This is a genomic window from Frigoribacterium sp. CFBP9030 (assembly GCF_034045195.1).
Classification (GTDB): Bacteria; Actinomycetota; Actinomycetes; order Actinomycetales; family Microbacteriaceae; genus Frigoribacterium.
In genome coordinates this window covers 422,217-448,714 of sequence record NZ_JAXCWG010000001.1, presented here as the reverse complement: position 1 = coordinate 448,714, position 26,498 = coordinate 422,217, and the positions used below count along the sequence as shown (strand labels likewise).

Genomic DNA, 26,498 nt, shown 5'->3' with positions numbered 1-26,498 from the left:
GTCGGTTCAGGCGGGTGCTACGCGTCGACCGACTCGTCGGTCGACGTCTCGGTGGCGCCGCTCGAGTCGGTGTCGGCCGACTCGGCGACGACCGGAGCGAGCGAGAGCTTGCCGCGGTCGTCCGTCTTCGTGATCTCGACCAGGATCTTCTGGCCGACTCCGAGCACGTCCTCGACGTTCTCGACGCGCTTGCCACCGGCGAGCTTGCGGACCTCGCTGATGTGCAGCAGGCCGTCCTTGCCGGGGAGGAGCGAGACGAAGGCACCGAACGACGCGATCTTGACGACGGTTCCGAGGAACTGCTCGCCGACCTCGGGGTTGGTGGGGTTCGCGATCGCGTTGACCTGGGCACGAGCGGCCTCTGCCGACGGGCCGTCGACGGCACCGATGTAGACGGTTCCGTCTTCTTCGATGCTGATGTCGGCGCCGGTGGTGTCCTGGATGGAGTTGATCGTCTTGCCCTTCGGGCCGATCAGCTCGCCGATCTTGTCCTGCGGGATCTGGACCGAGATCACGCGGGGCGCGGTCGGGGCCATCTCGTCGGGAGCGTCGATCGCGGAGTTCAGGACGCCGAGGATGGCGGTGCGCGCCTCCTTGGCCTGCTTCAGCGCGGCGTCGAGGACGGCGGTCGGCAGACCGTCGAGCTTCGTGTCGAGCTGGATGGCCGTGACGAACTCGGACGTGCCGGCGACCTTGAAGTCCATGTCGCCCAGGGCGTCTTCGGCGCCGAGGATGTCGGTCAGCGCCGCGTAGCGCGTCTGGCCGTCGACCTCGTCGGAGACGAGGCCCATGGCGATGCCGGCGACGGGGGCCTTGAGGGGCACACCGGCGTTCAGCAGCGACAGGGTCGAGGCGCAGACGGAGCCCATCGACGTCGAGCCGTTGGAGCCGAGGGCCTCGGACACCTGACGGATGGCGTAGGGGAACTCCTCGCGGCTCGGCAGCACCGGCACGAGGGCGCGCTCGGCCAGGAAGCCGTGCCCGATCTCGCGACGCTTCGGCGAACCGACGCGGCCGGTCTCACCGGTCGAGTAGGGCGGGAAGTTGTAGTGGTGCAGGTAGCGCTTCTTGGTGACCGGGCTCAGCGAGTCGATCTGCTGCTCCATCTTGAGCATGTTCAGCGTGGTGACGCCCATGATCTGGGTCTCGCCGCGCTGGAAGATGGCCGAGCCGTGCACGCGCGGGATGACCTGGACCTCGGCGTCGAGCGGGCGGATGTCGGCCAGGCCGCGCCCGTCCATGCGGATCTGCTCGGTGAGGATGCGGTCGCGGACGACCTTCTTCGTCGCCGACTTGTAGGCGGCGCCCACCTGGCCGTTGGCCGTCTCGGGCAGCTCGCCCGCGGCGACCTTGGCCGCGATGGCGTCCTTGACGGTCGCCTTGAGGGCGTCGTCGGCGTCCTGGCGCTCGATCTTGCCGGCGATCTTGTAGACCTCGGCGAGCTCGGTGCCCGCGGCGGCCGTGACGGCCTCGAGGACCTCGTCGGTGTAGGGCAGGAAGACCGGGTAGTCGGCGATCTCCTTGGCGGCCTGCGCGGCCATCGTGGCCTGGGCCTCGACGAGCTGCTTGAGGAACGGCTTGGCGGCTTCGAGACCCTGGGCGACGACGGCCTCGTCGGGCTTCGTCGCGCCGCCCTGGATGAGACCCCAGGCGTGCTCGGTGGCCTCGGCCTCGACCATCATGATCGCGACGTCGTCGTTGCCGGCGGCGTCGGTGACGACGCGACCCGCGACCGTGAGGTCGAAGACGGCGTCGGCCAGCTGCGAGGCCTTCGGGAAGGCGACCCACTGGTCGCCGATCAGCGCGAGGCGCACACCGGCGATGGGGCCGGAGAACGGCAGACCGGAGATCTGGGTGGAGGCGCTGGCCGCGTTGATCGCGAGAGCGTCGTAGAACTCGTCGGGAGCGATGCTGAGCACCGTGATGACGACCTGGACCTCGTTGCGGAGACCCTCGACGAACGAGGGGCGCAGGGGCCGGTCGATGAGACGGCAGACGAGGATGGCCTCGGTCGAGGGGCGGCCCTCGCGACGGAAGAACGAGCCGGGGATCTTGCCCGCGGCGTACGAGCGCTCTTCGACGTCGATGGTCAGCGGGAAGAAGTCGAAGTTGTCCTTCGGCTTCTTGCTGGCGCTGGTGGCGGACAGCAGCATGGTGTCGTCGTCGAGGTAGGCGGCGACGGCTCCTTGGGCCTGCTGGGCGAGACGACCGGTCTCGAATCGGATGGTGCGCTTGCCGAACTTGCCGTTGTCGAGCACGGCTTCGCCGAACTTGATCTCTGGACCCTCCATGTGGGGGTTTCTCCTCTTTGTTTTGAATCGATGCCCCGTGTGGGCCTCGATGTCGTACCGGGAGCGGGCGGCGTGGACGGCATGAGGACATGCACGTGCAGCAACGCGACGGAGGCGGTGGCACGTCTGGCCAACAGTGAAGACGGTCGGACCCCGCCTCCGATCGCGACTCGATGCGTCGATCGGGGCATTCCGCCTGCCACCACCGGTGACCAGCAGCCGTACCGGCCTGCTCCGAGCGCGATCCTAGCACCCGGGTGTGACCGCCTCACGGAGCCGGAGCGGGCGGCGCGCCCCGAGGACGAAGAACGGCCCCCGCCCTGCTGAGCAGGACGGGGGCCGTCGTCGAGACGTTCGGAGCGCGAAGACTAGCGGCGCAGGCCGAGACGACCGATGAGCGTACGGTAGCGCTCGATGTCGACCCGGGACAGGTAGCCCAGGAGTCGGCGGCGCTGACCCACGAGGAGCAGCAGACCACGACGCGAGTGGTGGTCGTGCTTGTGCTCTTTGAGGTGCTCGGTGAGGTCGAGGATGCGCTGCGTCATCATGGCGACCTGGACCTCGGGGGATCCGGTGTCGCCGGGGTGGGTCGCGTATTCTTCGATGATCCGGGTCTTGACGTCAGGTGCGAGTGCCATAGGTGGATCCCCTTTCAGTTCGTTGCGCGGTGCCCGTCACCGGATGTGCGAGCTCTCTTGTTCCGCGGCCGTTCAGACGGCAACCTGAGGAGCCTACCAGACAGGGGCGGCGGACCGGGCGCCCGCGGGTCGACGCCGGCGGCGACGGGGCAGGGCCAGACCCACGAACACCGCGCCGATGACCGCGCCCAGCGTGTTCATGACCAGGTCTTGCGGGTCGGAGAACCGGGTGGCCGACAGATAGGCCGCCTGGTACCACTCGATGCCCACGGTCGCCGCGAAGCCGACGACGATGCCGACCCACCAGAACCGCCTGGGCAGCAGCAGCGCCGGGAACATGCCCATCGGCACGAACATGGCGACGTTCGCCGCGGCCTCGACCCGGGCGAAGGTGATCCACGACGTCTCGTCGTGCCGGGCGAAGAGGTCGAGGGCGCGCCAGAGCAGCTCGGTCGTACCGGGCCCGTAGACGCTGGGGCGCAGCGTCATCCACGCGACACCCGCCAGATAGACGAGGGTGAGCAGGAGGAGGACGGCACGACGCATGACTCCATGGTGACGGACGCGACCTGGGGATCGGGGCCGCGCCGGCGGAGTTCATCCTCCAGGACGACGCCGGGCGGGCGGGTGCGGGGCCGGCGACCCGAGGAGGCGCGGTGCCAGGGAGCCGCGCACCGCGCCTCCTAGGCTCGTCGCGTGGACCTCGTCGCCGAACTCTGGAGCCGCGTCACCCTCGTGGCGCAGCCGCTCCCCCTCCCCTGGCTGCTCGCCGCCGTCGCCGTCGGCCTCGCGGCCGTGCTCGTGCCGGGCGCCTGGCACACCGTGCGGCACGCCGTGACCGTCGTGCACGAGGGCGGCCACGGACTCGCCGCGGTGCTCACGGGGCGGCGGCTGTCGGGGATCCGCCTGCACTCGGACACCTCGGGGCTGACCGTGTCGCGCGGGCCGCGCACCGGCCCCGGCATGGTGCTGACGCTGCTCGCGGGCTACACCGCGCCGGCGATCGCGTCGCTCGGCGCGGCCTGGCTGCTGTCGGCCGGCTACGCCGCCGGGCTGCTCTGGGCGCTGCTGCTGCTGTTGGCGCTGATGCTCGTGCAGATCCGCAACTGGTTCGGTCTCTGGGTGGTGCTCGTCGGGGCGGCCATCGTCGTCGCCGTCACCTTCTTCGCCTCGCCGCCCTGGCAGAGCGCCTTCGGCGTCGCCCTGACGGCCGTGCTCGGCTTCGGCGCTCTGCGGACCTCGCTCGAGCTGCAGCGGAGTCGCCGCCGCTCGCGCACGACGGGGTCGGACGCGGACCAGCTGGCCGCCCTGACCCGCGTACCCGGGGTCGTCTGGGTCGGCGTGTTCGTGATCGTCGCCCTGGTCTGCCTGGCCGGCTCGGCCGGGCTGATCTTCCCCCAGACGATCGAGCTGGCGCGCTCGCTCGGCTGAGCCGGGTCTCCGGCGGCTGAGTCGGGTCTCGGCCGCTCGGGTCAGGCCGGGCGGGTCGGGCCGGGCCGGGCCGGCGCGGATCAGGCCGGGGCGGAGCCGAGCGCGTGGACGGGGAGGCGCGGCGCCAGACGGTCGCGCCCGCCGAGACCGTCCAGCTCGAGCAGCACGGCCAGCCCGACGACCTCGTACCCGGCGCGCTCGAGCAGCGTGACGGTCGCCTCGGCGGTGCCGCCGGTGGCCAGGACGTCGTCGACGACCAGCACCCGCGTGCCCTTCGGCAGCTGACTGGGGCGCAGCTCGAGGGTCGCCTCGCCGTACTCGAGGGCGTAGCTCTCGCTCAGCACCTCGCCGGGCAGCTTGCCCGCCTTGCGGACGGTGAGGACGCCGACGCCCTGCTCGATCGCGATGCCGCCGGCGAGTGCGAAGCCGCGGGCCTCGATGCCGGCGACCGCCTGGAACGACCCGTCGAACGGTTCGCTGAGGGCCGTGGTGACGGTCGCGAAGGCGTCGGCGTGGGAGAAGAGCGGGGTCACGTCGCGGAAGAGGATGCCCGGTTTCGGGAAGTCGGGGACGACGGCGATCAGGTCGTCGAGGAGGGCGGAGACGTCGGTGGTGGACATTCACACGAATGTACCGGGCGTAGCATCGCGCCATGAATGTGGGACAGTCCCCCCGCCTGCTGGGCCTCGTCGCCGCCGCCGTCGTCATCGCCGGCGGCGTCGCGATCGTCGTCGTCCAGTCCGGCCTGCCGAACCGGGTCTCGGGTGCGGACACCGCGCCTCCCTGGCCGGTTCCCGCCGTGGCCGATCGACCCGCCCGCGCGGCGGCGGCCGGTCTGACGAACGTCTGGGGCGAGGACCTCGCGATGCACGTGCACAGCCACCTGTCGATCACGGTCGACGGCGAGCCCGTCACCCTGCCCGGCGACATCGGCCACGACGCCGATACGAAGTTCGCGGCGCCGCTGCACACCCACGACACCACGGGCATCGTCCACGTCGAGTCGCCCCGGCGGGAGACCCTCGTGCTCGGGCAGCTCTTCACCGAGTGGGACGTCGACCTCGACGCGACGAGCATCGGCTCGCTGGGCGCGGACGACGGGTACGCGCTGACGACGTTCGTCGGTGGTTCCCGCTACCCGGGCGACCCGGCGGGCATCCCCCTCGGCGACTTCGACGACATCGCTCTGGTGCTCGCGCCGACGGGCGAGACCGTCACCGCGCCTCCCGCCTTCGACTGGCCCGACGAGTACCGCTGACGCCCGCCGCCGCCCGGCCTCACCCGGGGCCGGGAGCGCCGGGCCAGCGGACCGGGACGGGGAGACGGAGCGGCGTCGCCTCGGCGGGCGCACCGGAGGCGATCGCCGCGATGAGTCGTGAGGCGGCGACACGGCCGAGGTGCTCGCCGTCGACGTCGATCGCGGGGACGCCCTGCAGACCGAGGGCGTCGACGACCATCCGCTCGGAGCTGACGACGGGCGCCGCGGCGACGCCTGCCCCTCCGCCGCGGAGGACGAACATCACGCCGAGGCCGATGGCCGTGGCGTAGGGCACGACGGCATCGGCGCCCGAGGCCATGACGTCGGCCGCCGCCCGCACGCCGGCCTCGAACGTCGCCGGGTACGGACCGAGGACGGTCAGCTCGGCCCGGCCCCGGGCGGCCTCGACGACCGCGGCCGTCCGCTGCAGATTCTGCCACGAGCCGTCGGGGCCGCCGAGGTAGACGATGCGCCTGCGGCCCTCGTCGGCGAACCGCGAGACGAGCGATCCGAAGGCCGTGGCCGTGTCGGCGACCACCGAGGAGGCGCCGGTCACCTCCCGATCGACCAGCACGGTGGGCTTGTGGGCGATCGCCGCCCGCACGACGTCGTCGGGCCCGCGGGGCGCCACGACGATGAATCCGTCGACCTGGTGCGACAGGCGCTCGAACGCCGTGAGCTCGGCGACCCCGGCGAGGGGGTGCACGGCCACCGTGAGCTGCAGGTCGGCCTCGCCCGCCTCGGCCTGAGCCCCGGCGATGATGGGGGTGAAGAACGCGTTGTCGAGCGTGGGCACGACGACCGCGACGACGCCCGTGCGACCGCGGGCGAGCTGGCGGGCCGCGCGGTTGGGCACGAACCCGAGCTTCTGGGCCGCCGACAGCACCCTGGCCGCGGTCTCGGGGGCCACGAGCTCGGGGCGGCTCAGCACCCGCGAGGCGGTCGCCTTCGAGACCCCGGCGAGCGTCGCGACGTCGGCGAGCGTGGCCAGTCGCCCCGGGCCGCTCATCGCCCGCCCCCGCCGCTCGCGCGCCACCCCGTCGTCATGCCGTCAGCCTAGGGCGTCGACTGAAACCGGTCTCGCAGGGGGCGTCGCGGGTTTTACACGTTGTTTACACGGACGGGACGGTTCGGGCGCTGCACGCCCCTAGGGTCGATGTAACCGGTTGCATCGCTCGGACCCTGAGCGGCGATCCCGACACCGGCCGCACCCGCCACACCGATCGGAGGCACCCCCGTGACGTCCCGCAAACCCGCGCTGCTCCTGCTGCTGCCGGGTCTCCTCCTGCTCGTCGTGGGGTTCGCCGTGCCGTCCCTCGCGATGCTGTTCGCGCCTCCCGGGGTCACCGCCGTCGAGATCGTCGGTCGCCTCGGCGGGATGCTCACCGACCCCTACGATCTCCGCATCATCGGTCGGACGGTCGGGCTCGGCCTGATCGTCACGGTGATCTGCGTGTCGCTCGGGTTCCCGATCGCTTACCTGCTCGCCCGCTCGACGTCGCGCTGGTCGGGCGTGCTGCTGGCCCTCGCGATCTTCCCCCTGCTGCTGAGCAACGTCGTCCGCACCTTCGGCTGGCTCGTGCTGCTCGGCAAGAACGGCGCCATCGGGCAGCTGCTGACCACCCTCGGACTCGTCGACGAGGCGCCGCAGCTGCTCTACACCGAGCTCGCCATCGTGCTCGGCCTGACGCAGCTCTTCCTGCCGCTCGCGATCATCTCGTGCTATTCGGCGGTGGCCCAGGTCGACCCCGGTCTCGACGACGCCGCGCGCGGTCTCGGCGCGAGCCGCACCCGCACCTTCTGGAGCATCGTCGTGCCGTTGTCGCTGCCGGGGGTCGTCGTCGCCGCGACCCTCGTCTTCGCCGGCTCGGTGACGGCGTACACGACGCCCTACCTGCTCGGGGGCTCCGGTCAGCGGATGCTCGCCACGCAGCTCTTCTCGTACTCGAGCGTCACGATCGACTGGGCCGGCGCCTCCGCCACCGCCCTGATCATGACCGTGCTCGTCTTCGCCGTCTCGGGGCTGTCGACCCTCGTCGCCCGGAAGGGAGCCACCTCGTGAAGACCCGCCGCCCCGTCGCCGGTTCGCTCGCCGTCGCCGGCTACGTCGTCATGATCGTTCCGATCCTGTTCGTCGTCGCCACCGCCTTCACCTCGGGCAGCACGCTGAGGTTCCCGCCGCAGGGCTTCTCGCTGCGCTGGTTCGAGGCCGCGCTCGGCTACGACCCGTTCGTCTCGGCGCTGCTGTCGAGCCTGCAGCTCGCCCTCGTCGCCACCGTGCTCGCGCTCGCCGTCGGGGTACCCGCCACGCTGGCGATCCACCGCGGCCGACTGCCCGGCAAGGGGCTGGTCGAGGGGCTGTTCCTGTCGCCGCTTATCGTGCCCGAGCTCGTCGTCGGGCTCGCGCTCTACCAGCAGCTCGTGATCGGGTTCCGGCTCGACAACTTCCCGGTGCTCCTGATCGGGCACACCGTGCTGATGCTGCCCTACGCCGTGCGGGTGACCGGGGCCTCGCTCGCTCTCGCCGACCCGGCGCTCGAGGAGGCCGCCCGCGGTCTCGGCGCCTCGCCCCTCCGCGCCTTCTTCACCGTGACGCTGCCCCTGCTGCGACCCGGCATCTTCTCCGCCGCGCTGCTCAGCTTCGTCACGTCGTTCAACAACGTGCCGCTGTCGCTGCTGCTGCAGAGCCGCGACTTCCGCACCCTTCCCGTCACGATGCTCGACTACGTGCAGCAGAGCTACGACCCCATGGTCGCGGCGATGGCCACGCTGATCCTCGCGGGCACCGTCGTCATCGCAGTCATCGCCGAACGCACCGTCGGCTTCGCCAAGATCTTCGGAGGCATCAACAGATGAGCACCGCAGCAGAATTCGTCGCCGTGAGCCAGGTCTTCGGCGACTTCACCGCCGTCGACTCGATCGACCTCGCCATCTCCGAGGGCAGGCTCACCACGCTGCTCGGCCCGAGCGGCTGCGGCAAGACCACGAGCCTCCGCATGCTCGCCGGCTACTCGGCGCCGACGTCGGGCACGATCAGGATCGGCGGGGTCGACAGCACCCGCACCCCGCCCGAGAAGCGCGACCTCGGCATGGTGTTCCAGTCGTACGCGCTGTTCCCCCACCTGTCGGTCGCCGAGAACGTCGGGTACGGCCTCAAGCTGCGCGGCGTCGACACCGCCGAACGCCGTCGGCGCGTGATGGAGACCCTCGACCTCGTCGGACTCGCGCACCTCGCGGGCAGCAAGCCGAAGAAGCTCTCCGGCGGTCAGCAGCAGCGCGTGGCGCTGGCCCGGGCCATCGCGATCCGCCCGAAGCTGCTGCTGCTCGACGAGCCCCTGTCGAACCTCGACGCCCGGCTGCGGGTGCAGATGCGGGCCGAGATCCGCCGTATCCAGGGCGAGACCGGTCTCACCGTCGTGCTGGTCACCCACGACCAGGACGAAGCGCTCGAGATGAGCGACGACATGGTGCTGATGCGCGCCGGTCGCATCATGCAGCAGGGCGCCCCGCAGCAGGTGTTCCCGAACCCCGCGAACCGCTTCGTCGCCGAGTTCCTCGGGTACGAGAACTTCGTCACGGCCGCCGACGGCACCTCGCTGGCCGTCCGACCCGAGCACCTCGCGGTCACCCCCGGCGGCCCCGCAGGAGGCGCGGCACACGACGGTCTGCAGCTCGCCGGCCGCGTCACCGACGTCGCGTACCGCGGGGTGGACCTCCTGGTGACCGTGCAGGCCGTCGACGCCGCCGGAGCGGACGTCCGACTCGTCTCCGACGTCCGCAGCACCGGCGTGGAGACGATCGCGATCGGCGACCCGGTGACCGTCTCGGCGCCGGCCGGGCGACTCGTCGCGGTCGCCGACTGACACCCGGGGGCTGCGGCGCCGACCCGCGCCTCCTCGGCTCCCCCTCCCTCTGCTCTTCAGCGTTCCCCTCCCGACCGGTCTCACCGAGACCGCCCCGAAAGGACACGACCATGACCACCACCATCCGCACCCGCCTGGCGCTCGTCGCCGGCGTCGCCGTGACCACCCTCGTGCTCGCCGGCTGCTCGTCGAGCGGCGACGAGCCCGACGCGAACAGCATCACCGTCAGCACCTTCCCGTTCGGGGTGGAGGAGTTCCAGGAGGCGGTGATCGACCCGTTCACGGAGGAGACCGGCATCGAGGTCGTCGTCGACACCGGATCGAACTCCGACCGCCTGTCGCAGCTGCAGCTCGCCGGCGGCGAGCCCGAGGTCGACGTGATGCTCATCTCCGACTACTACGCGGCGCTCGGGCAGGAGGACGAGCTCTTCCAGCAGGTCGACGCCTCGGCCGTCCCGTCGCTCGACGAGATCGCCGACTTCGCGACGGAGGAGGAGTACGTCGGGCCGGCCTACAGCTACCAGCTGAACGGCACGATGTACTCGACCGACGAGCTGACCGCCGACGAGGCCGCCTCGTGGAGCCTCTACGGCGACGACGACCTGTCGGGCCGGGTCGCTCTGCCCGACATCTCGGTCACCGCGGGCCAGCTGATGGTCTCGGGCGTCGCCGACGAGTACGGCGACGGACCCTACGACATCGACGCCGCCCTCGAGCAGCTCGGCGAGTGGGCCCCCGGCGTGCTGCAGTTCTACAGCTCGTCGACCGAGGTCACGAACCTGCTGACCCAGGGCGAGATCGTCGCGGCCGACTCACTGAGCGGGTTCGCGACCGACCTGGTCGCCTCGGGCGAGCCCGTCGCCTGGACCGCCCCCGAGACAGGGCGCTACATGGCGACCAACCGCGCGATGATCCCCACCGGCGCCGAGAACGTGGACGGCGCGAACCGCTTCATCGACTACCTGCTGTCGGAGGAGGCGCAGACCGCGTCCGCCGAGATCGTCGGCGACCTGCCCGTCAACCCGTCGGCCACGGTGCCCGACTCGATCGAGGCCGTCGTGGGCGACATCGCCGCCGACCCCGTCGCCGCCGGCTACTCGACCCTCGACCCCACCGAGCTGGTGCCGACCCGCTCGGAGTGGGTCGACCGCTTCGCCCGCGAGGTGACGTCGCGCTGATGGGTGAGACCGCACTGCCCGGACGCGACCTGCCCGGGGCCGCACTGCCCGGACGCGAGCTGCCCGGGGCCTACCTCGACCGGCTGCCGAAGACCGATCTGCACTGCCACCTGATCGGCACGGTGCGGGCCGGCACGTTCGCCGAGCTCGCCCGTCGCGAGGGGCTCGCCCTGCCGGCCGAGCCCGAGCGCATCTTCGCCGACATCAACTCGCTGCCGCCCGACCCGGCCCTCTACCGCGACACCCGCATCCCGGTGCCGCAGGGGCGGAGCGCCGACGAGCCCGAGGTGTCGTACTCGCTGTTCCAGGCGTCGAACTGGGTCGTCGAGGTGCTGCGCGATGCCGACGACCTGACGCGCATCGTCTACGAGGCCTTCGAGGACGCCCACCGCAGCAGCTCGACGCGTCATCTCGAGCTGTTCTTCGACGCGGTGCCGCCGCACCTGGAGTCGCTCGGGTACGCGGGCTCGGTCGAGGCGTACGCCGAGGGCATCCGGATGGCCGAGCGCGACTTCGGCATGACCGGGCGGATGATCCAGGGCATCGACCGCAGCCGGAGCGGCGAGCACGCGCTCGCCCTCGTGCGGCAGGTGGTCGACAACCCGCACGAGTACGTCGCGGGCATCGGTCTCGACAACCTCGAGACCTCGGGCCCGCCCGAGCGGTTCGTCGACGCCTACCGGCTCGCGGGCGAGGCCGGGCTCGGCCGGACGGCGCACTCGTCGGAGCACTCCCCCACGGCCGTCAACACCGTCACCTGCCTCGATCTGCTCGGCTGCGACCGCATCGACCACGGGTACTACGTGCTCGAGGACGACGACGTCGTGGCGCGGATGCGCGACGAGCAGGTGGCCTTCACCGTCGTCTCGACCACGTCGCGTCGCTCGTGGCGACCGTGGCGACGCGCCTCGATCGAGGCGATGCTCGCCGCGGGCCTGAACGTCGTGCCCGCGTCGGACGACCCGGGCATGTTCCCGACGACCCTCGCCGCCGAGTACCGCATCGTGCACGAGCAGATCGGCGCCACCGCCGACCAGGTGCGGGTCATGGCCCTCGCCGGGGTCGACGCGAGCTGGCTGCCCGCCGCCGAGAAGCAGACGCTGCGCGCGGACTTCGAGCGCGACATCGCCGCGCTCGACAGCGAGTTCGCGCTCGTCGGCTGACGAGGCGAGCGCTCGTCGGCTGACGAGGCGCGCGCTCGTCGGCTGACGAGGGTCGCGCCCGTCGACCGACGAGGCGCGCCTCGTCAGCTGACGACGGTCAGACGCTGGGTGGGGCGCGTCATCGCCACGTACAGGCTGGCGTTGCCCCGCTCGGCACCGGTCCGGATGCGCTCGGGGTCGACGACGACGACGGAGTCGAACTCGAGGCCCTTCGCGGTCGCCGGGCTGAGCACGGAGACCGGCTTGGTCAGCGAGGCCGTGCCCGCGGCGACCAGGCCGGGCAGCGCCGCCGACAACGCGTCGACGAGCGTGGCGACGGCCTGCGCGGGGGCGACGACCGCGAGGGTCCCGTCGCCGTCGATCTCACGGTCGGCCCGCACGGCGTCGACCGTGGCGCGGACAAAGTCGTCTCTCGAGGAGGCGCCGGTCACCTCGAGCACCGGCCACTCGCTCGAGCGCACCGACCTGCTCGGGGTGATGCGCAGACCGGTCGCCTTCGCGACGTGCTCGGCGTACTGCACGATCTGCGTCGGGGTCCGGTAGTTGACCGTCAGCTCTTCGAGAGTCCACGGGGCGCTGGTCGGGGCCTCGGTGCCGCGACGACGACGACCCAGGAGGCTCTGCAGGGCGCGGTCCCACGAGTCGGCCGACGCCGGGCTCGACGCCTGCGCGATGTCGCCGACGACGGTGAACGACCGCAGCGGGCACCGACGCGACAGCAGACGCCACTGCATCGGCGAGAGCTCCTGCGCCTCGTCGACCACCACGTGGCCGAAGGCCCAGGTGCGGTCGCCGGCCGCACGCTCGGCCGTGGTCATCGAGGCGGCCCGTTCGGCGAACCCGCCCGCGATCTGCTCGGCCGACACCATGCCCTCGACGCCCATGTTCTCGATCGCGCGCTCGGCGTTCTCGATGTCGCGCTTGCGCTGCTGCTTGCGCGCCAGCTTGTCGGGGTCCACGCCGGCCTGGAACTCGCCGAGCAGCTCGGCCGCCTCGTCGAGGAGGGGGACGTCGGAGATCGTGAACTCCGAACCCCGGGGGCGCTGCAGCAGGGCGCGCTCGGCGGGGCTCCAGCGCGGGGTCAACGACGCCAGCCAGTTCGGCCGGGCGTAGAGGTCTTCGACGAGCTTCTCGGCCGAGAGCGGCATCCACGCCGTGTTCAACAGCACCCGCACGTCGTACGACTGGCGGATGTCCTCGCGGAGCACCGCCTCGTCCGATTCGTCGACGGTCGTGCCGTGCTCGCGCATCTGAGCGACGAGCAACCGGGTGAGGGCCGACAGGGCGCCCTTGTTGAACGTGACGCGAGCCTCGTTGTGCGGCTTGCCCCGTTCTTGGGCACGACGCATCGCGTCGCCCACGAGGTCGGGCTGGACGACGAGGCGCTCGCCGTTGATGTCGATGGTCGTCGACTCGGTCGGGCGCACCTGCCGCGACCGGACCGCACGGCGGATCAGGTCGGCCATCTCGGCGCGGCCCTTGATCGCCGCCGTCTCGGGCGCGTCGTCGAGCTGGGTCTCGAGGCCCGGGTAGAGACCGCCGAGGCTCGACAGCACGACGCCGCTCTCGCCGAGCGACGGCAGCACCTGCTCGATGTACCGGAGGAACGACCGCGACGGGCCGACCACGAGCACACCCGAGCCGCGGAGGCGCTCGCGGTGCGAGTAGAGGAGGTACGCGGCGCGGTGCAGCGCGACGGCGGTCTTGCCCGTGCCCGGTCCGCCCTGGACGACGAGCACGCCGTCGAGCGGTGCGCGGATGATGCGGTCCTGTTCGGCCTGGATGGTCGCCACGATGTCGGTCATGCGCCCGGTGCGCTGCGCGGTGAGGGCGGCCATGAGCGCGCCCTCGCCCTGCAGCTGCACGTCGTCGCGGTCGAGCAGGTCGGGGTCGAAGACCTCGTCCTCGAGCCGGGTGACGGTGCGCCCGTCGAGGGTCAGGTGACGCCGGGCCCGCACGCCCTGCGGAGTCGCCGCGGTCGCCTGGTAGAAGGCGGCCGCACCCGGCACGCGCCAGTCGAGCAGGATCGGGTGGTGCAACCGGTCGCGGAGGCCGATGCGGCCGATGTAGCGGTACCGACCGCCCTCGCCGGCCTCGGCCGGGGCGTCGACGTCGCCGCTCTGACCGAGCTCGTCGGGCTCCTCCAGCTCGAGGCGCCCGAAGGCGAGCCGCTCGTCGACGGCGCCGAGCTGGGCGATCGTGTCCTCGTAGAGCCGCGCGTACGAGTCGCGCTCGCTGCGGCTCTGGTGATTGCCCCCGACGGTCTCGCGCCGCACGGTCTCGAGACGCCCTCGGGCGTCGGCTTTCAACTCGTCGAGTCGCGAGTAGAGCGTGCCCACGTAGGCGCGTTCGCGGTCCAGCTCAAAAGACAACAGTCACTCAACCCTTCGGGAAAGTCGGCGTGTCAGTCTACCTGCCGCCGGACGACCGAACGCCCCCGCCGGGTGGCTGGGGGCGCTCGGTCGACACGGCGGTGTGCCGGTCAGAACTCCTCGTGGGTCTCGGGGTCGCCGTCCCACAGCCGACCGCGCTCGAGGCCGCTGATGGCCTCGACCTCGGCCGCCGTCAGCTCGAAGTCGAAGACGTCGAGGTTCTCGCGCTGGCGACCGGGGTCGGCCGACTTCGGCACCGGGACGGCGCCGAGCTGGACGTGCCAGCGGAGCACGACCTGCGTCGGGGTCTTCCCGTGCGCGGCAGCGATGTCCGTGATGACCGTCTCACTGAGCAGCTCGCTCTGCTTCGCGAGGGGGCTCCAGCTCTCGGTCACGATGCCCATGCGCTCGTGGACGGCCCGGAGGCCGGCCTGCGGGAAGTACGGGTGCAGCTCGATCTGGTTGACCGCCGGCACGACGCCGGTCTCGTCGGCCAACCGCTGGAGGTGAGCCTCGGTGAAGTTCGAGACGCCGACGGACGAGACGAGGCCGTCCTCCTGCAGCTTCACGAAGGCGCGGAACGAGTCGACGTACTTGTCGACCCGCGGCAGCGGCCAGTGGATCAGGTAGAGATCGACCCGCTCGAGGCCGAGGGTGCCGAGGCTCTCGTGGAAGCTCGCGATGGTCTCGTCGTAACCGTGGTGCCGACCGGGCAGCTTGGTCGTGATCACGAGCTCGTCGCGGGGCACGTCGACCCGTCGGACGGCCTCGGCCACCGCGTCTTCGTTGCCGTAGTTGAGCGCCGTGTCGATCAGGCGGTAACCCGACTCGATGGCCGTGGCGATCTGCCCGGCGCCCTCGGCGCCGTTCATCCCGTACGTGCCGAGCCCGAGGCTCGGGAGGGTGCGACCGTCGTTCAACCCGACGGAGGGTGCCGAGGCCGCCGTCATCAGCTGACGCCGAGCAGGTCGATCACGAAGATGAGGGTCTTGCCCGAGAGCGAGTGACCGCCGCCGGCGGGGCCGTACGCGAGGTGCGGGGGGAGGACGAGCTTGCGACGTCCGCCGACCTTCATGCCGGGGATGCCCTCCTGCCAGCCGAGCACGAGCGCCGCGAGCGGGAAGTTGATCGGCTCGCCGCGGCTCCACGACGAGTCGAACTCCTCGCCGGAGTCGTACTCGACGCCGAGGTAGTGCACGTTGACGGTCGAACCGGACTTCGCCTCGTCGCCGTCGCCGACGGTGATGTCGACGATCTGCAGCTCGGTGGGGGCGGGGCCCTCGGGGGCGTCGATCTCGGGCTTGATGCTGGGGTCGTGAGTCATACCGACCATCCAACCACCGACGGACCCGACCAGACGAAGGAGGGTCGACCGCTCGTGTCCTCCCTGCGAGGCTCGAGTGGTCGACCCACCGTCCGTTCGCACCGAGATCTGCTCATCGATGCGAACGAATGGACGATACCTCCGCTCCCGGGCCGCGCAAAATCGACGATGATGGAGTCTTGTCCACTCCTCCCGGCGCACCGCGACGACCGCTCTTCGTCGACCTGACGCCCCTCCGCGCGAGCCCCGCCTTCGCCCGGCTCTTCGTCGGCAACACCGTCAGCGGCATCGGCACGCAGCTCACCGTCGTCGCCGTCGGCCTCGAGGTCTACGACATCACCCGCTCGACCTTCGCCGTGGCCCTCGTCGGCGTGTTCTCGCTCGTGCCGATGATCGTGGCGGGCCTCTACGGCGGGATGCTCGCCGACGCGTTCGACCGACGGAAGGTGGCCCTCGTCGCGGCCGTCTTCGCCTGGCTGTCGACGGCGGCGATCGCCCTGCACGCCTGGCTCGGGGTCCGCGAGGTCGCGCTGCTCTACCTGCTCGCCTGCGTCAACGCCGTCGCCGTCGCCGGGACGATGATCGCGACCTCGCGGGCGGCGATCGTGCCCCGCCTGCTGCCCACGCGCCTCCTCCCGGCCGCCGCAGCCCTCGGCGGCATCGGCACCGGCCTGATGCTGACCGTCGGCCCCGCTCTGGCCGGGGTGCTGGTCGCGGGGGTGGGGTTCCCGCTCACGTACAGCGTCGACGTCGTGCTCTTCTCCTTCGCATTCGTCGGCATCCTCACGCTGCCGCCCATCCGACCCGAGGGCGAGACCAGCCGACCCGGCCTGTCGTCGCTCGCCCAGGGCATGCGGTTCCTGCGGAGCTCGCCGAACATCCGCACCACGTTCGTCGTCGACCTGATCGCCATGACCTTCGGACAGCCGCGGGTGCTGTACCCGGTCGTCGGCACCCTGGTGATCGGAGGAGGCGCGGTGACCGTCGGAGCCCTCACCGCCTCCTACGCCGTCGGCTCGCTGCTCAGCAGCGTGTTCTCCGGCCGTCTGGGGCAGGTGCGGCTGCAGGGCCGGGCGGTCAACCGCTCCATCGCGGTCTACGGCGCTTTCATAGCGGCCTTCGGGGTCGTCCTGGCGCTGACGCCGATGCGAGCGGGCGGCGCTCTCGGCGACGGTCTGGCCGACGCCCGACCGGTCGCCCTCGTCGCGGCCGCGATCGCCTTGGCCGGGGCGGGTGCGGCCGACAACGTCAGCTCGATCTTCCGCTCGACGATCCTGCAGGCCGCGGCGCCCGACTCGATGCGCGGGCGCCTGCAGGGGATCTTCATCGTCGTCGTCACCGGCGGGCCCCGCCTCGGCGACCTGTTCGTCGGACTCGTCGCCGCGGTCGGCGTCGCCTGGCCGCCGCTGCTCGGCGGAGCGCTCGTCGTCGTCCTGCTCGGGGTGGTGGCCCGGCTGACGCCGTCGTTCCGCCGTTACGACGCGACCGCGCCGACGCCCTGATCGCGCGCCCGGCGGGACGACGGGCAGGACGCCCGGAGGGACGACGGGCGCGGTCGGCGAGGGAGGTGCGCGGCCGTCACCACTGCGGAGGCAGCGGACGCCCCCACTGGTCGTAGTACACCGGCTGCCGCCCCCGGCCCGCGCCGTCGTAGCCGCTGCCCATCGGGCGCCCCGATCCGTCGACCCAGGGCGTGCCGTCGGGACGCGGCGCGTGATCGGCGAACGCGGTGGCGGGCGCCTGCAACGCGGCCCGGCTGGCGCCGAGCGCCTGCAGCAGCTCGGCCTCGTCGCGGCCGGCGACCGCGTCGAGCTCTCGGCGCCCCTTGAGCATCCGCTGCCGGGTCGACGCCAGCCGGGTGGCGTCCGATACGAAGCGCTTCATGGCGGGACCGAGGCCGTTCGCCGCGGCCCAGCGGCGGGCGCGGCGACGCCCGGCGGAGGTCGAGAGCATGGCGACCTCGTCGGCGCTGAACCAGCCGACGGCCGCGTACTCAGCGAGGCGGGCGTGCGTGGTTCGGCGCTCGCTGCGGCGCAGGAAGATGACGAGCCCCACCATCGCCGCGAAGATCGGCACCTGCACCAGCAGGTAGTAGGCGAAGAACGCCCCCCCGACGACGACGAGCGCGCCGTTCCAGAGGGCGTGCAGCGCGATGGCCGGGACGAGACCCGCGAAGAAGAAGCCGATGGCGCCGAACGGGCCCGTGCGACGGACGGCGTAGCCGAGGGCGACGCCGGTGCAGGCCGTGTACATGACGTGGGCGAAGGGCGACATGATCGCCCGCACCAGGAACGTGAACACGAGCCCCTGGCTGCCGGTCGCGAGGTCGTCGGCGACCTGCACGGCGAAGTACTGGATGTTCTCGACGAAGGCGAAGCCGGCCGCCACCGTGGCGGCGTAGACGATGCCGTCGACCGGGCCGTCGAAGTGGCGGCGGAAGATCCAGAGCACCAGCAGCACCCCGAAGCCCTTGGCGGCCTCTTCGACGACGGGCGCCTGCACGACCGCCCCGAAGAGATCGGCGGAGTCGCCATCGGCGAGACCGAAGACGGCCCGGACGTTGCCGACGACGATGTCGACCACGAGCGCGGTGCTCACGGCGACGGCTGCGCCCCAGAGGAACGCGAACAGCAGCGCGACCCGGGGCTCGGGCTCCCACCGGTCGACGAGCCAGATGCCGACCAGCACGATCGCGAGCGGCACGAAGGCGAGCAGCGCGCCGGCCGCGATCAGCGACGGGCGGAGGAAGATCAGGAAGTACACGACCACGGCGAGCGCGAACACCCCGATGACGGTGAACCCGACCGCGAGCGCCACCGTGCTCGCGACGCGGGGCCGAGGAGGCGCGGGTCGGCTGAACACCGGCTGCACCGGGTACCACACCGGCTGCGGGTTCGGCGTGACGGTCGACGACCTGGGGTGGTCGTGGCCGCGGGGATCGTTCCAGGTCATGCCTCGACCTTAGGGGCAGCCGGGATCGGCCGAGCGGCCGGGGCGGGCGACGGGCCGGCGGTATCCTCGGGGGATGTCGTCGACCCGGTCCCTGCCCGAGGACCCGACGATGCTCCGCTACGTCGTCATGCGGGTCTGGCACGACTTCCTCCGGCATCGCACGATCGATGCGGCGGCCTCGCTGACGTTCTTCGCCCTGCTCGCCCTGGTGCCCACGGCCCTGGCGCTCGTGTCGGGCGTCGCCCTGTTCGTCGACGACGGGCGTGACGCGGTCGAGGAGATCCTCGTGGTCGCGAGGTACATCCTCACGCCGAACGCGGTCGAGTCGCTGCGCAGCCCGCTCGAGCAGATGCTGAGCCTGTCGAGCCCGGGGCTCGCGTTCGCCATCGGCCTGTGGCTGACCCTCTGGTCGCTGTCGGCCTACGCCACGGCGTTCGGTCGGGCGATGAACACCGCCTACGAGGTCGAGGAGGGGCGACGCATCTGGAAGTTCCGCGGCCACATGATGATCGTGACGCTCGTGCTGATGGTCTCGCTCGCGCTGATCGCGGTGATCCTGCTGGTGACCCCGACCCTCAGCGATGCGGTCGCCGGTCGTCTCGGCATCGGCCGCCCCTGGACGGACCTCTACAACGTGCTCAAGTGGCCGGTGCTGGTCGCCCTCGCCGTGCTGTCGGTGGCCGTCCTCTACTTCTTCACGCCGAACGTCCGACCGCCTCGCCTGCGCTGGGTGTCGTACGGCGCCATGGTGGCGCTCGGCGGCTGGGCGCTCGCGACCGCGGGCTTCGCGACCTACGTGCTGACGGTCTCCAACTACGACCGCTTCTACGGCTGGGTCGGCGGCGTCGTCGTCGTGCTGCTCTACGCGTACATCAGCAACTTCGTGTTGATCATCGGGGGCGAGCTCGACAGCGAGATCCTCCGCATGCGTCAGCTGCGGCGCGGGGTGAAGGCCGAGGAGGTCATCCCGCTGCCGATGCGCGACACGGCGCGCAATCACATCCTGGCGCGCAACCTCGCCTGGGACATCCGGGTCGGCCGCGCCATCCGCGAGCGGTCGCTGCGCGAGAACGGCGGGGTGCTCGACCCCGACGAGCTGCGGCGGCTGCACCTGCGCTCCGAGCACGAGCAGGCGGCGGCCGACGCCGAGCGGGAGCACGCGGCGGAGCGCTCCGAGCAGACCGACACGACCAGCCACGCGCCCTCGACCCCCTGATCAGGAGGCTCCGGTCGCGAGGCCTCCGTCGGAGGGCTGCGACCTGCAGGAGGCGCGGTGCCGGTGCGACCGGCACCGCGCCTCCTTCGCCGCCGTCGCCTCCGGCCTGCCGCGCCCGCCTCAGCCGGCGGTCTCGTCGGCGGGGTTGCGCGCCCCGGCCGAGTTGGCCGCCCGGGCCACCGCCGCGGCGGGGTCGTCGACGTCGATGATCGGGATCGAGCTCGTGACGGCCTCGAGCCCCGAGAGGCGCGCGGGCGACAGGACCTTCTGCACCTGCGCCTCGCTCATGAGGCCCGCGGCGACGACGAGCGCCGAGATGGAGCCGTTCGTGGTCAGCGCCGTGTGGGCGATCGCCGCGGCCGCCGCGTAGCCGATGTAGGGCGTGAGCGCCGTGACGCTGCCGACGTTGGTGTCGACCTGCTGGCTGAGCCGCGCGCGGTTGGCCTCGATGCCGTCGACGCAGTTGACCCGGAGCGTGCGGCAGGCGTAGGTCATCCACTGCAGACTCTGCATCACCGAGTGCGTGATGACCGGTTCGAAGGCGTTCAGCTGCAGCTGACCGGCCTCGGCCGCCATCGTGACGGTGAGGTCGGCCCCGGCCACCGAGAACGCCACCTGGTTGACGACCTCGGGGATCACGGGGTTGACCTTGCCGGGCATGATCGACGAGCCCGCCTGGCGGGGCGGCAGGGTGATCTCGCCGAGGCCCGCCTGCGGCCCGGACGACAGCAGCCGCAGGTCGTTGCAGATCTTCGAGAGCTTGATGGCGCTGCGCTTGAGGGCGCCCATCAGCGTCATGAAGACGCCCGTGTCGCTCGTCGCCTCGATGAGGTCGGGTGCGGTGACGAGGTCCATGCCCGACAGCTCGCCGAGGTGGCGGCGGACGGCCTCGGCGTACTGCGGGTCGGCGGTGATCCCGGTGCCGATGGCGGTCGCGCCCAGGTTGATCTCGCCGAGCAGCGGCACGACGTCGCGCAGCCGCTGCACGTCTTCGCCGAGGGTGTGGGCGAAGCCGACGAACTCCTGGCCGAGGGTCATCGGCACGGCGTCCTGCAGCTGGGTGCGACCGACCTTCAGCACGTCGTGGAACTCGGCGCCCTTCGTCGCGAACGACGTCGCGAGCAGGTCGAGCTCGTCGAGCAGGCGGCGGAGCGTCAGCACCATGCCGATCTTGATCGACGTCGGGTACGTGTCGTTCGTGCTCTGGCTGCGATTGACGTCGTCGATGGGGTGCAGCCGCGCGTAGTCGCCCTTCGCGTGACCGAGCAGCTCGAGCGCCCGGTTCGCGATGACCTCGTTGCTGTTCATGTTGGTCGACGTGCCGGCGCCGCCCTGGATGACCCCGACCGCGAACTGGTCGTGCAGCGCCCCGCCGCGGATCTCGACGCACGCGCGTTCGATGGCCTCGGCCTTGGTGCGGTCGAGCACGCCGATCTCGACGTTGGCGCGGGCCGCCGCCTGCTTGACGAGCGCGAGGGCGATGACGAGGTCGGGGTAGACCGAGATCGGCCGTTGCGAGATCGGGAAGTTCTCGAGCGCGCGAGATGTGTGGATGCCCCAGTAGGCGTCTGCGGGGACCTCCCGACTGCCCAGCGAATCGGTCTCGGTGCGGGTGGCTGCTGCTGTCTCGTGCGTCACGGGTGGTGCGCCTCCGGTCGTCAGTCGGGCCCGGTCGTCGTCGATCGGGCGGTGACCACGACTGTACCGGCGCGGGCCCTCACGGGGCGGCGGGCCGAGGAGGCGCGGGTCGGGTCGACCCGCGAGGGTTCAGCTGTGGAGGGCGGGCACGATCAGGTAGATGCCGAACAGGACGCCGAGCGCGCAGACCACGAAGCAGGCGTAGCCGGCGATCGTGCGCACCCGTGCGCGGTCGTCGACGGCGAGCAGGCGCAACCCGAACGAGTAGAGCGACACCAGGGCGGCGGCGGAGAAGAGCGCGACGAGCGCGACCACGACGAATGCGGACCAGTCGATCATCAGCGCACCTCGTCGTCGGTGGTGGAGCCGCTGCGCGTCGCGGCGGAGGCCGGTGGATCGTCCATCCGGACGAACGGCGCCTCGACACCGGCCGCCGGCGTGTCGACGCGTCCGCGGCGGTCGGCCCGGCGGGCCCGACGCCGCGAGAGGACGGACGTCGCGGCGACGTCGACCTCGATGGCCGAGCCCTGGTCGTGCGGCCGACGGCGCGAGACGACGAAGATGCCGGCGATGACCGTGGCACCGACGACGGCGTCGATCACGAGGCCGGGGAGACCCCACGACGCGATGAACGCGGCGACGGCGCCCACGGCGGCGGATGCCGGGAGCGTGATGAACCAGGCGACGACGATCTTGCCGGCCGTGCCCCACTGGATCTTCGAGCCGCGGCGACCGAGACCGGCGCCGATGATGGAGCCGCTGGCGACCTGCGTCGTCGACAGGGCGAAGCCGAGGTGGCTCGACGCGAGCACGGTGGCCGTCGTGGACGCCTCGGCCGAGAAGCCCTGCGTGGGCTTGACCTCGGTGAGACCGCCTCCCATGGTCTGGATGATGCGCCAGCCCCCGGTGTAGGTGCCGAGCGCGATGGCGAACGCGCAGACCACGACGACCCAGAACGGCGGGCCCGAGTCGGGGGCGAGCAGACCGCCCGCGATCAGCGTCAGGGTGATGACGCCCATGGTCTTCTGCGCGTCGTTCGTGCCGTGCGCCAGGGCGACCAGCGACGAGGTGAAGATCTGGCCGTAGCGAAACCCGCCCCGCTCGCTCTTGTCGTCGCGCCGTCTGGTGATCGTGTACGCCAGGCGCGTCGCCGTGTACCCGACCACCCCGGCGATGAGCGGCGCGAGCAGCGCCGGCAGCACGACCTTCGACAGGACGACGCCGAAGTCGACCGAGCCGAGCCCGGCACCCACCAGCGCGGCGCCGATCAGACCGCCGAAGAGCGCGTGCGACGAGCTGGACGGCAGACCGCGCAGCCAGGTGAACATGTTCCAGACCACGGCGCCGATCAGCCCGGCGAAGATCATCTCGGGGGTGATCAGGACTCCCCCGTCGCCCTCCCGGATGATGCCGCCCGAGACGGTCTTGGCGACCTCGGTGCTGAGGAACGCGCCGACGAGGTTCAGCACCGCGGCCACGGTGACCGCGACCCGGGGCTTCATCGCCCCGGTGGCGATCGGCGTCGCCATCGCGTTCGCGGTGTCGTGGAACCCGTTGGTGAAGTCGAAGAAGAGGGCCACCGCGATGACCAGGACGACGATGAGCGTGATATCCACCGGCTGAGTGTCACAGCTGGGTGAACGGCGGTCAACTCGGAGGTGGACGCGAGGTGTCTCGCGGGCGGTGCCGAGCGGTGGCCGTCGGTCGTCAGACGTGCGGCACGAACTCCTGCCAGGCGCGGCGGCGCTCGCCCCGTGGATCGTGCTCGACGCGGTCGCGCACGTCGATGATCAGGGTCCGACGACGGAACGGGTCGTAGGTGGGCCAGCCTTCGACCGACCCCGTGCGGACGAACTCGAGCCATCGTGCGCGGGTCCGGGCCGAGGCCCGCACGAACGCACGACGCCCGCCGAGCAGGCTGAGCGCCCAGCCGAACGGGGAGCGCATCCGGTCGTAGACGCCCCAGAGCTCGAGCCCGTGGAACGCGTCGAGACCCGCGACCCGCAGGATCCGCGTGGTGGCGTCGAACCGGTAGAAGCGGACGGGCTGGTGCACCGCGTGCCGCTCGGCCACCTTGACGCTGGGGAACCAGAACGCGAAGTCCCCGCCGAAGTCGAGGGCGGCGGGGCGCGACGGGAGCCCCGGGTAGTGCTTCTTGATCTCGCGTCGCGACTTCTTCTTCGTCGCCGCGAAGATCGCCCGGATGCGCGGCTTGGTCGTGGCGAGGATGTCGCGTCGCCCCGTGAAGACCGAGCCCTCGCGGTCGTTCGTCCCGATGATCAGCGGCACGGGATGCGCCCGCCCCGCCTTGAACGCGTCGAGAGGGCGTTCGGGCAGGAACCCGCCGTCGATGACGGGGCTGAAGCAGATCGTGCCCGGATCCTCGTCGGGGATCCTCAGCTGCAGCTGACTCGCGGCCCGGACGATCGCCCCCGTCGGCGCGACGGCGAGCAGCTCGGCCGCGTCGTCGACCGAGGTCGACTCGAGGTCGTCGTCCCGCAGGGCGTGGGTGAGGATCTCGAGGAACTCCCCCGCCCAGCGCCGGGTGACCTCGGGCGGGTAGACGGCGTTCGGCGGCGAGCTCTGAGCGATCACCCCGGCGAACAGCCCGCGAGCGCGCGGCACCGTCATGAGCGTCGTCACGGCGTTGCCGCCCGAGCTCTCGCCGGACAGCGTCACGCGATCGGGGTCGCCGCCGAACGACCGGATCGTGTCGCGGATCCACTCGAGGGCGGCCACCTGGTCGCGCAGCCCGAGATTGGACTCGAGCGGGCGCTCGGGGGTGGCCCAGTGCGTGAAGTCGAGGTAGCCGAACGCGCCCAGCCGGTAGTTGAAGCTCACGTAGACGATGCCGCCCTCGCGGACGAGCGTCTCGCCCTGCCTCGGGTGCTCGCGCGACGAACCGACGCTGTACGCGCCGCCGTGCACGAAGACCAGCACGGGCAGGTCGTCTCCCGCGGCGCTGCCGTCGGGCGCGATCACGTTGATCGTGAGGCAGTCCTCGCTGAGCGGCGTCGTCGCGTCGACGCCGACGAACTGCACTCTGTCCTGCGGGGCGGCGGGCCCGAACCGGGTCGCGTCGCGGACGCCCGCCCAGCCCGGGGCGGGCTCGGGGGCTCGGAACCGGAGGGGCCCGACAGGAGGCGCGGCGTAGGGGATCCCGCGCCACGCGACGACGCCGCGCTCGCGGAGTCCGCGGACGGACCCCTGCGGGGTCGTTCGGACGAGGTCGTCGGCGGGGGCGCTCACCCGACGATGCTACGAGGGCGGAGGCGCCGGTTCGGCCGCGTTCATCCGACGTTCTCCTAGCGGCGCGCTGACAGGATGGAGGCATCTCCTTGCAGTCGCTGCATCCGACGCGGCTGCCCGACACGACGGGACGGTCGCCTCCGCATGGAACTCGCCGAGCTGCTGATCATCCTCACGGGCTCTCTGATCGTCACCGCCTTCGCCCGCTGGCGCGGCCTGCCGGCCCCGTTGCTGACCGTCGGCGTCGCACTGCTCGTCTCGTTGATCCCCGGTGTGCCCGACGTCGAGATCGACTCGGAGCTGATCCTGACCGTGGTGCTGCCGCCGCTGCTCTACTCCGCCGCCCTCGACGTCTCGCTGCTCAACTTCCGCGAGAGCCGGGCCCAGATCGCCCGGCTGGGCGTCGGCGCCGTCGTCGTCACCGCCTTCGCCGTGGGCGGCGTGGCCTACCTGATGATCCCCGACATGACCCTGCCGGCCGCACTGCTCGTCGGGGCCGTGGTCGCGCCTCCTGACGCGGTGTCGGCCGCCGCCATCGGGCGGAGGCTCGGTCTGCCCCGCAAGGTGATGACCGTGCTGTCGGGCGAGAGCCTCATCAACGACGCGGCGTCGCTGACGCTCGTGAAGGTGTTCCTCGCCATCGTCGGCGGGGCCAGCCTCACGGTGTGGGACGACCTCGGCATCTTCGCGCTGGCGATCGGGGTCGGGGTGGCCGTCGGTCTCGTGCTCGGCTTCGTCGCGCACCGGGTGCGGATGCGCATCGACGACCCGGTCATCGAGAACGTCATCGGACTGCTCCTGCCGTTCGTCGCCTACATCACGGCGGAGGAGCTCGGCGGATCGGGCGTGCTCGGCGTCGTCGCCGCCGGGCTCTACGTCGGCTTCAACTCGCCGCGGACGGGCTACGCGACCCGGCTGCAGGAGCGCCCGTTCTGGTCGGCGGCGGACGTCGTCCTCGAGGGCTTCGTCTTCGCCCTCATCGGGCTGCAGCTGCGGGCCGTGGTGCTCGACGTCGCCGACAGCGAGCGGGGTCTGGGGCAGAGCGTCGGGGTCGCGCTCGCCGTGCTCGCGGTCGTCGTGCTCGTCCGCCCCGTGTTCGTCTTCGGCAGCCACTACGCCGCGCGCGCCGCCCGCTACGTGTTCCTGTCGCCTCTGCTGCGGAGGCTCCGCAGGGTGCCCGCGCTGCGGAGGGCCCGGGCTGCGCCCGCTCTCCGCGCGGTCCGCTACCGGCCGCAGCCCCGGATGGACTGGCGGCAGCTCACGGTCATCTCGTGGACGGGCATGCGCGGCGTGGTGACGCTGGCCGCGGCCGTGTCGATCCCCGCCGTCACCCAGTCGAGCATCGCGGTGCCGGCCCGCGACACGATGTTCCTGATCGCGTTCATCGTGACCGTGGGGACCCTGCTGATCCAGGGCCTGACCCTGCCCGTCGTGATCCGCGCCCTCGGGGTCCGCGACGAGACCCAGCGCGACCGCGACCTCGCCGCCGAGCTCGAGATCTTCGCGACCAGCACGGAGGAGACGATGGCGTACGTCGAACGCCGCCGACCTGTGTGGGAGGAGCGCTGGGGCGCGGAGCTCACCGACCGCGCCGTCCGCTCGACCACCACGCGTCTGCTGCGTCAGAACGAGGCCCTGCAGCGCACCGCGGTCGACGACGCCGACGAACGCGAGGCGAACGGCCCGACGGACGACCAGGCCCGCAGGAGGCGCGAGGCACCGCACGCGATCGGCACCATCCGTCGGGAGCTGCTGGCCAAGCGTCGCGAGGTCGTGCTCCGCGAACGCGACGCGGGCAACCTCGACGAGGAGGTCATGCGGCGGGTGCTGCTCGGGCTCGACGCGGAGGAGCTCGCCATGGACACCTCGGCGCTCGCCAGCACGAGGTCCTGAGGGGTCGACGGGCGGAGACCGCGGCGTACCCT

General features: G+C 71.8%; 23 protein-coding genes. 10 read left to right on the top strand and 13 right to left on the bottom strand.

Features of this window, described 5'->3' with window-relative positions; all coding sequences use genetic code 11:
• Positions 1–17: 17 nt before the first annotated feature.
• From SOM13_RS02055 to SOM13_RS02045, 3 genes are all read right to left on the bottom strand, one after another.
• Entirely contained in the window at positions 18–2,291 is a 2,274-nt protein-coding gene (locus SOM13_RS02055) for a polyribonucleotide nucleotidyltransferase (protein ID WP_192060123.1), read from the bottom strand.
• Positions 2,292–2,659: 368 nt separating this feature from the next.
• On the bottom strand, positions 2,660–2,929 hold the full coding sequence (rpsO, locus tag SOM13_RS02050) for a 30S ribosomal protein S15 (protein ID WP_192060122.1): 270 nt from the start codon (positions 2,927–2,929) through the stop codon (positions 2,660–2,662).
• Between the two features lie 93 nt (positions 2,930–3,022).
• Positions 3,023–3,475 carry a VanZ family protein gene (locus SOM13_RS02045; RefSeq protein WP_192060121.1) on the bottom strand — a complete coding sequence of 151 codons (453 nt, stop codon included), beginning with the start codon at positions 3,473–3,475 and terminating at the stop codon, positions 3,023–3,025.
• Between the two features lie 150 nt (positions 3,476–3,625).
• Between SOM13_RS02045 and SOM13_RS02040 the strand changes: the two genes are divergently transcribed.
• Complete coding sequence (locus SOM13_RS02040) at positions 3,626–4,360, top strand: M50 family metallopeptidase (RefSeq protein ID WP_320478758.1); 735 nt, start codon at positions 3,626–3,628, stop codon at positions 4,358–4,360.
• A gap of 80 nt (positions 4,361–4,440) precedes the next feature.
• Here SOM13_RS02040 and SOM13_RS02035 read toward each other — a convergent pair whose 3' ends face one another.
• Entirely contained in the window at positions 4,441–4,980 is a 540-nt protein-coding gene (locus tag SOM13_RS02035; protein ID WP_243213789.1) for an adenine phosphoribosyltransferase, read from the bottom strand.
• Positions 4,981–5,012: 32 nt separating this feature from the next.
• Between SOM13_RS02035 and SOM13_RS02030 the strand changes: the two genes are divergently transcribed.
• Entirely contained in the window at positions 5,013–5,618 is a 606-nt protein-coding gene (locus SOM13_RS02030; protein WP_320478757.1) for a hypothetical protein, read from the top strand.
• 19 nt (positions 5,619–5,637) lie between these two features.
• On the opposite strand, the gene SOM13_RS02025 is transcribed toward SOM13_RS02030, so the two are convergent.
• A complete protein-coding gene (locus tag SOM13_RS02025) occupies positions 5,638–6,627 on the bottom strand; it encodes a LacI family DNA-binding transcriptional regulator (RefSeq protein ID WP_243213790.1) in 990 nt (329 codons plus the stop codon).
• Between the two features lie 228 nt (positions 6,628–6,855).
• Here SOM13_RS02025 and SOM13_RS02020 point away from each other — a divergent pair, with 228 nt between their 5' ends.
• The 5 genes from SOM13_RS02020 (at position 6,856) to SOM13_RS02000 (ending at position 11,822) form a co-directional block, all read left to right on the top strand.
• Entirely contained in the window at positions 6,856–7,680 is an 825-nt protein-coding gene (locus tag SOM13_RS02020) for an ABC transporter permease (protein ID WP_320478756.1), read from the top strand.
• Positions 7,677–8,474 carry an ABC transporter permease gene (locus tag SOM13_RS02015; protein ID WP_320478015.1) on the top strand — a complete coding sequence of 266 codons (798 nt, stop codon included), beginning with the start codon at positions 7,677–7,679 and terminating at the stop codon, positions 8,472–8,474. The genes SOM13_RS02020 and SOM13_RS02015 overlap by 4 nt, the downstream gene beginning before the upstream one ends.
• Entirely contained in the window at positions 8,471–9,481 is a 1,011-nt protein-coding gene (locus tag SOM13_RS02010; protein WP_243213795.1) for an ABC transporter ATP-binding protein, read from the top strand. The genes SOM13_RS02015 and SOM13_RS02010 overlap by 4 nt, the downstream gene beginning before the upstream one ends.
• Before the next feature lie 110 nt (positions 9,482–9,591).
• Entirely contained in the window at positions 9,592–10,659 is a 1,068-nt protein-coding gene (locus tag SOM13_RS02005; RefSeq protein ID WP_243213796.1) for an extracellular solute-binding protein, read from the top strand.
• Positions 10,659–11,822, top strand: a complete 1,164-nt coding sequence (locus SOM13_RS02000; protein ID WP_320478755.1) for a hypothetical protein — start codon at positions 10,659–10,661, stop codon at positions 11,820–11,822. Before SOM13_RS02005 ends, SOM13_RS02000 begins: the two co-directional genes overlap by 1 nt.
• A gap of 83 nt (positions 11,823–11,905) precedes the next feature.
• On the opposite strand, the gene SOM13_RS01995 is transcribed toward SOM13_RS02000, so the two are convergent.
• From SOM13_RS01995 to SOM13_RS01985, 3 genes are all read right to left on the bottom strand, one after another.
• Entirely contained in the window at positions 11,906–14,197 is a 2,292-nt protein-coding gene (locus SOM13_RS01995) for a HelD family protein (RefSeq protein WP_320478794.1), read from the bottom strand.
• A gap of 107 nt (positions 14,198–14,304) precedes the next feature.
• Positions 14,305–15,144, bottom strand: coding sequence for an aldo/keto reductase (locus SOM13_RS01990; RefSeq protein WP_320478011.1), 840 nt, complete (start codon positions 15,142–15,144; stop codon positions 14,305–14,307).
• Positions 15,144–15,518 carry an FKBP-type peptidyl-prolyl cis-trans isomerase gene (locus SOM13_RS01985; RefSeq protein WP_243213800.1) on the bottom strand — a complete coding sequence of 125 codons (375 nt, stop codon included), beginning with the start codon at positions 15,516–15,518 and terminating at the stop codon, positions 15,144–15,146. Before SOM13_RS01985 ends, SOM13_RS01990 begins: the two co-directional genes overlap by 1 nt.
• Before the next feature lie 179 nt (positions 15,519–15,697).
• Between SOM13_RS01985 and SOM13_RS01980 the strand changes: the two genes are divergently transcribed.
• A complete protein-coding gene (locus tag SOM13_RS01980) occupies positions 15,698–17,020 on the top strand; it encodes an MFS transporter (protein ID WP_320478754.1) in 1,323 nt (440 codons plus the stop codon).
• A 76-nt stretch (positions 17,021–17,096) separates the two neighbouring features.
• Here SOM13_RS01980 and SOM13_RS01975 read toward each other — a convergent pair whose 3' ends face one another.
• Positions 17,097–18,470, bottom strand: coding sequence for a PrsW family intramembrane metalloprotease (locus SOM13_RS01975; protein ID WP_320478753.1), 1,374 nt, complete (start codon positions 18,468–18,470; stop codon positions 17,097–17,099).
• A 73-nt stretch (positions 18,471–18,543) separates the two neighbouring features.
• On the opposite strand from SOM13_RS01975, the gene SOM13_RS01970 reads away from it, so the two are divergent.
• The gene (locus tag SOM13_RS01970; RefSeq protein WP_192060106.1) at positions 18,544–19,686 is read left to right on the top strand and encodes a YihY/virulence factor BrkB family protein; all 1,143 of its coding nucleotides are present in this window, start codon (positions 18,544–18,546) and stop codon (positions 19,684–19,686) included.
• Positions 19,687–19,806: 120 nt separating this feature from the next.
• Here the strand turns inward: SOM13_RS01970 and SOM13_RS01965 are convergent, their stop codons facing one another.
• From SOM13_RS01965 to SOM13_RS01950, 4 genes are all read right to left on the bottom strand, one after another.
• Positions 19,807–21,324 (bottom strand): aspartate ammonia-lyase, encoded by a 1,518-nt coding sequence (locus tag SOM13_RS01965; protein WP_192060104.1) that lies wholly within the window; start codon positions 21,322–21,324, stop codon positions 19,807–19,809.
• 129 nt (positions 21,325–21,453) lie between these two features.
• Positions 21,454–21,663, bottom strand: coding sequence for a hypothetical protein (locus tag SOM13_RS01960; RefSeq protein ID WP_192060101.1), 210 nt, complete (start codon positions 21,661–21,663; stop codon positions 21,454–21,456).
• Entirely contained in the window at positions 21,663–22,940 is a 1,278-nt protein-coding gene (locus SOM13_RS01955; protein ID WP_320478752.1) for an inorganic phosphate transporter, read from the bottom strand. The genes SOM13_RS01960 and SOM13_RS01955 overlap by 1 nt, the downstream gene beginning before the upstream one ends.
• Positions 22,941–23,031: 91 nt before the next feature.
• On the bottom strand, positions 23,032–24,573 hold the full coding sequence (locus SOM13_RS01950) for a carboxylesterase/lipase family protein (RefSeq protein ID WP_320478751.1): 1,542 nt from the start codon (positions 24,571–24,573) through the stop codon (positions 23,032–23,034).
• Between the two features lie 144 nt (positions 24,574–24,717).
• Here SOM13_RS01950 and SOM13_RS01945 point away from each other — a divergent pair, with 144 nt between their 5' ends.
• Positions 24,718–26,466, top strand: coding sequence for a cation:proton antiporter (locus tag SOM13_RS01945; RefSeq protein WP_192060095.1), 1,749 nt, complete (start codon positions 24,718–24,720; stop codon positions 26,464–26,466).
• The last annotated feature ends 32 nt before the right edge of the window (positions 26,467–26,498 follow it).

Coding starts and splice junctions, on each gene's coding strand:
- SOM13_RS02055 (WP_192060123.1), bottom strand. CDS start 2,291: ATGGAGGGTCCAGAGATCAAGTTCGGCGAAGCCGTGCTCGACAACGGC.
- rpsO (WP_192060122.1), bottom strand. CDS start 2,929: ATGGCACTCGCACCTGACGTCAAGACCCGGATCATCGAAGAATACGCG.
- SOM13_RS02045 (WP_192060121.1), bottom strand. CDS start 3,475: ATGCGTCGTGCCGTCCTCCTCCTGCTCACCCTCGTCTATCTGGCGGGT.
- SOM13_RS02035 (WP_243213789.1), bottom strand. CDS start 4,980: ATGTCCACCACCGACGTCTCCGCCCTCCTCGACGACCTGATCGCCGTC.
- SOM13_RS02030 (WP_320478757.1), top strand. CDS start 5,013: ATGAATGTGGGACAGTCCCCCCGCCTGCTGGGCCTCGTCGCCGCCGCC.
- SOM13_RS02025 (WP_243213790.1), bottom strand. CDS start 6,627: ATGAGCGGCCCGGGGCGACTGGCCACGCTCGCCGACGTCGCGACGCTC.
- SOM13_RS02010 (WP_243213795.1), top strand. CDS start 8,471: ATGAGCACCGCAGCAGAATTCGTCGCCGTGAGCCAGGTCTTCGGCGAC.
- SOM13_RS02005 (WP_243213796.1), top strand. CDS start 9,592: ATGACCACCACCATCCGCACCCGCCTGGCGCTCGTCGCCGGCGTCGCC.
- SOM13_RS02000 (WP_320478755.1), top strand. CDS start 10,659: ATGGGTGAGACCGCACTGCCCGGACGCGACCTGCCCGGGGCCGCACTG.
- SOM13_RS01990 (WP_320478011.1), bottom strand. CDS start 15,144: ATGACGGCGGCCTCGGCACCCTCCGTCGGGTTGAACGACGGTCGCACC.
- SOM13_RS01985 (WP_243213800.1), bottom strand. CDS start 15,518: ATGACTCACGACCCCAGCATCAAGCCCGAGATCGACGCCCCCGAGGGC.
- SOM13_RS01975 (WP_320478753.1), bottom strand. CDS start 18,470: ATGACCTGGAACGATCCCCGCGGCCACGACCACCCCAGGTCGTCGACC.
- SOM13_RS01970 (WP_192060106.1), top strand. CDS start 18,544: ATGTCGTCGACCCGGTCCCTGCCCGAGGACCCGACGATGCTCCGCTAC.
- SOM13_RS01960 (WP_192060101.1), bottom strand. CDS start 21,663: ATGATCGACTGGTCCGCATTCGTCGTGGTCGCGCTCGTCGCGCTCTTC.
- SOM13_RS01945 (WP_192060095.1), top strand. CDS start 24,718: ATGGAACTCGCCGAGCTGCTGATCATCCTCACGGGCTCTCTGATCGTC.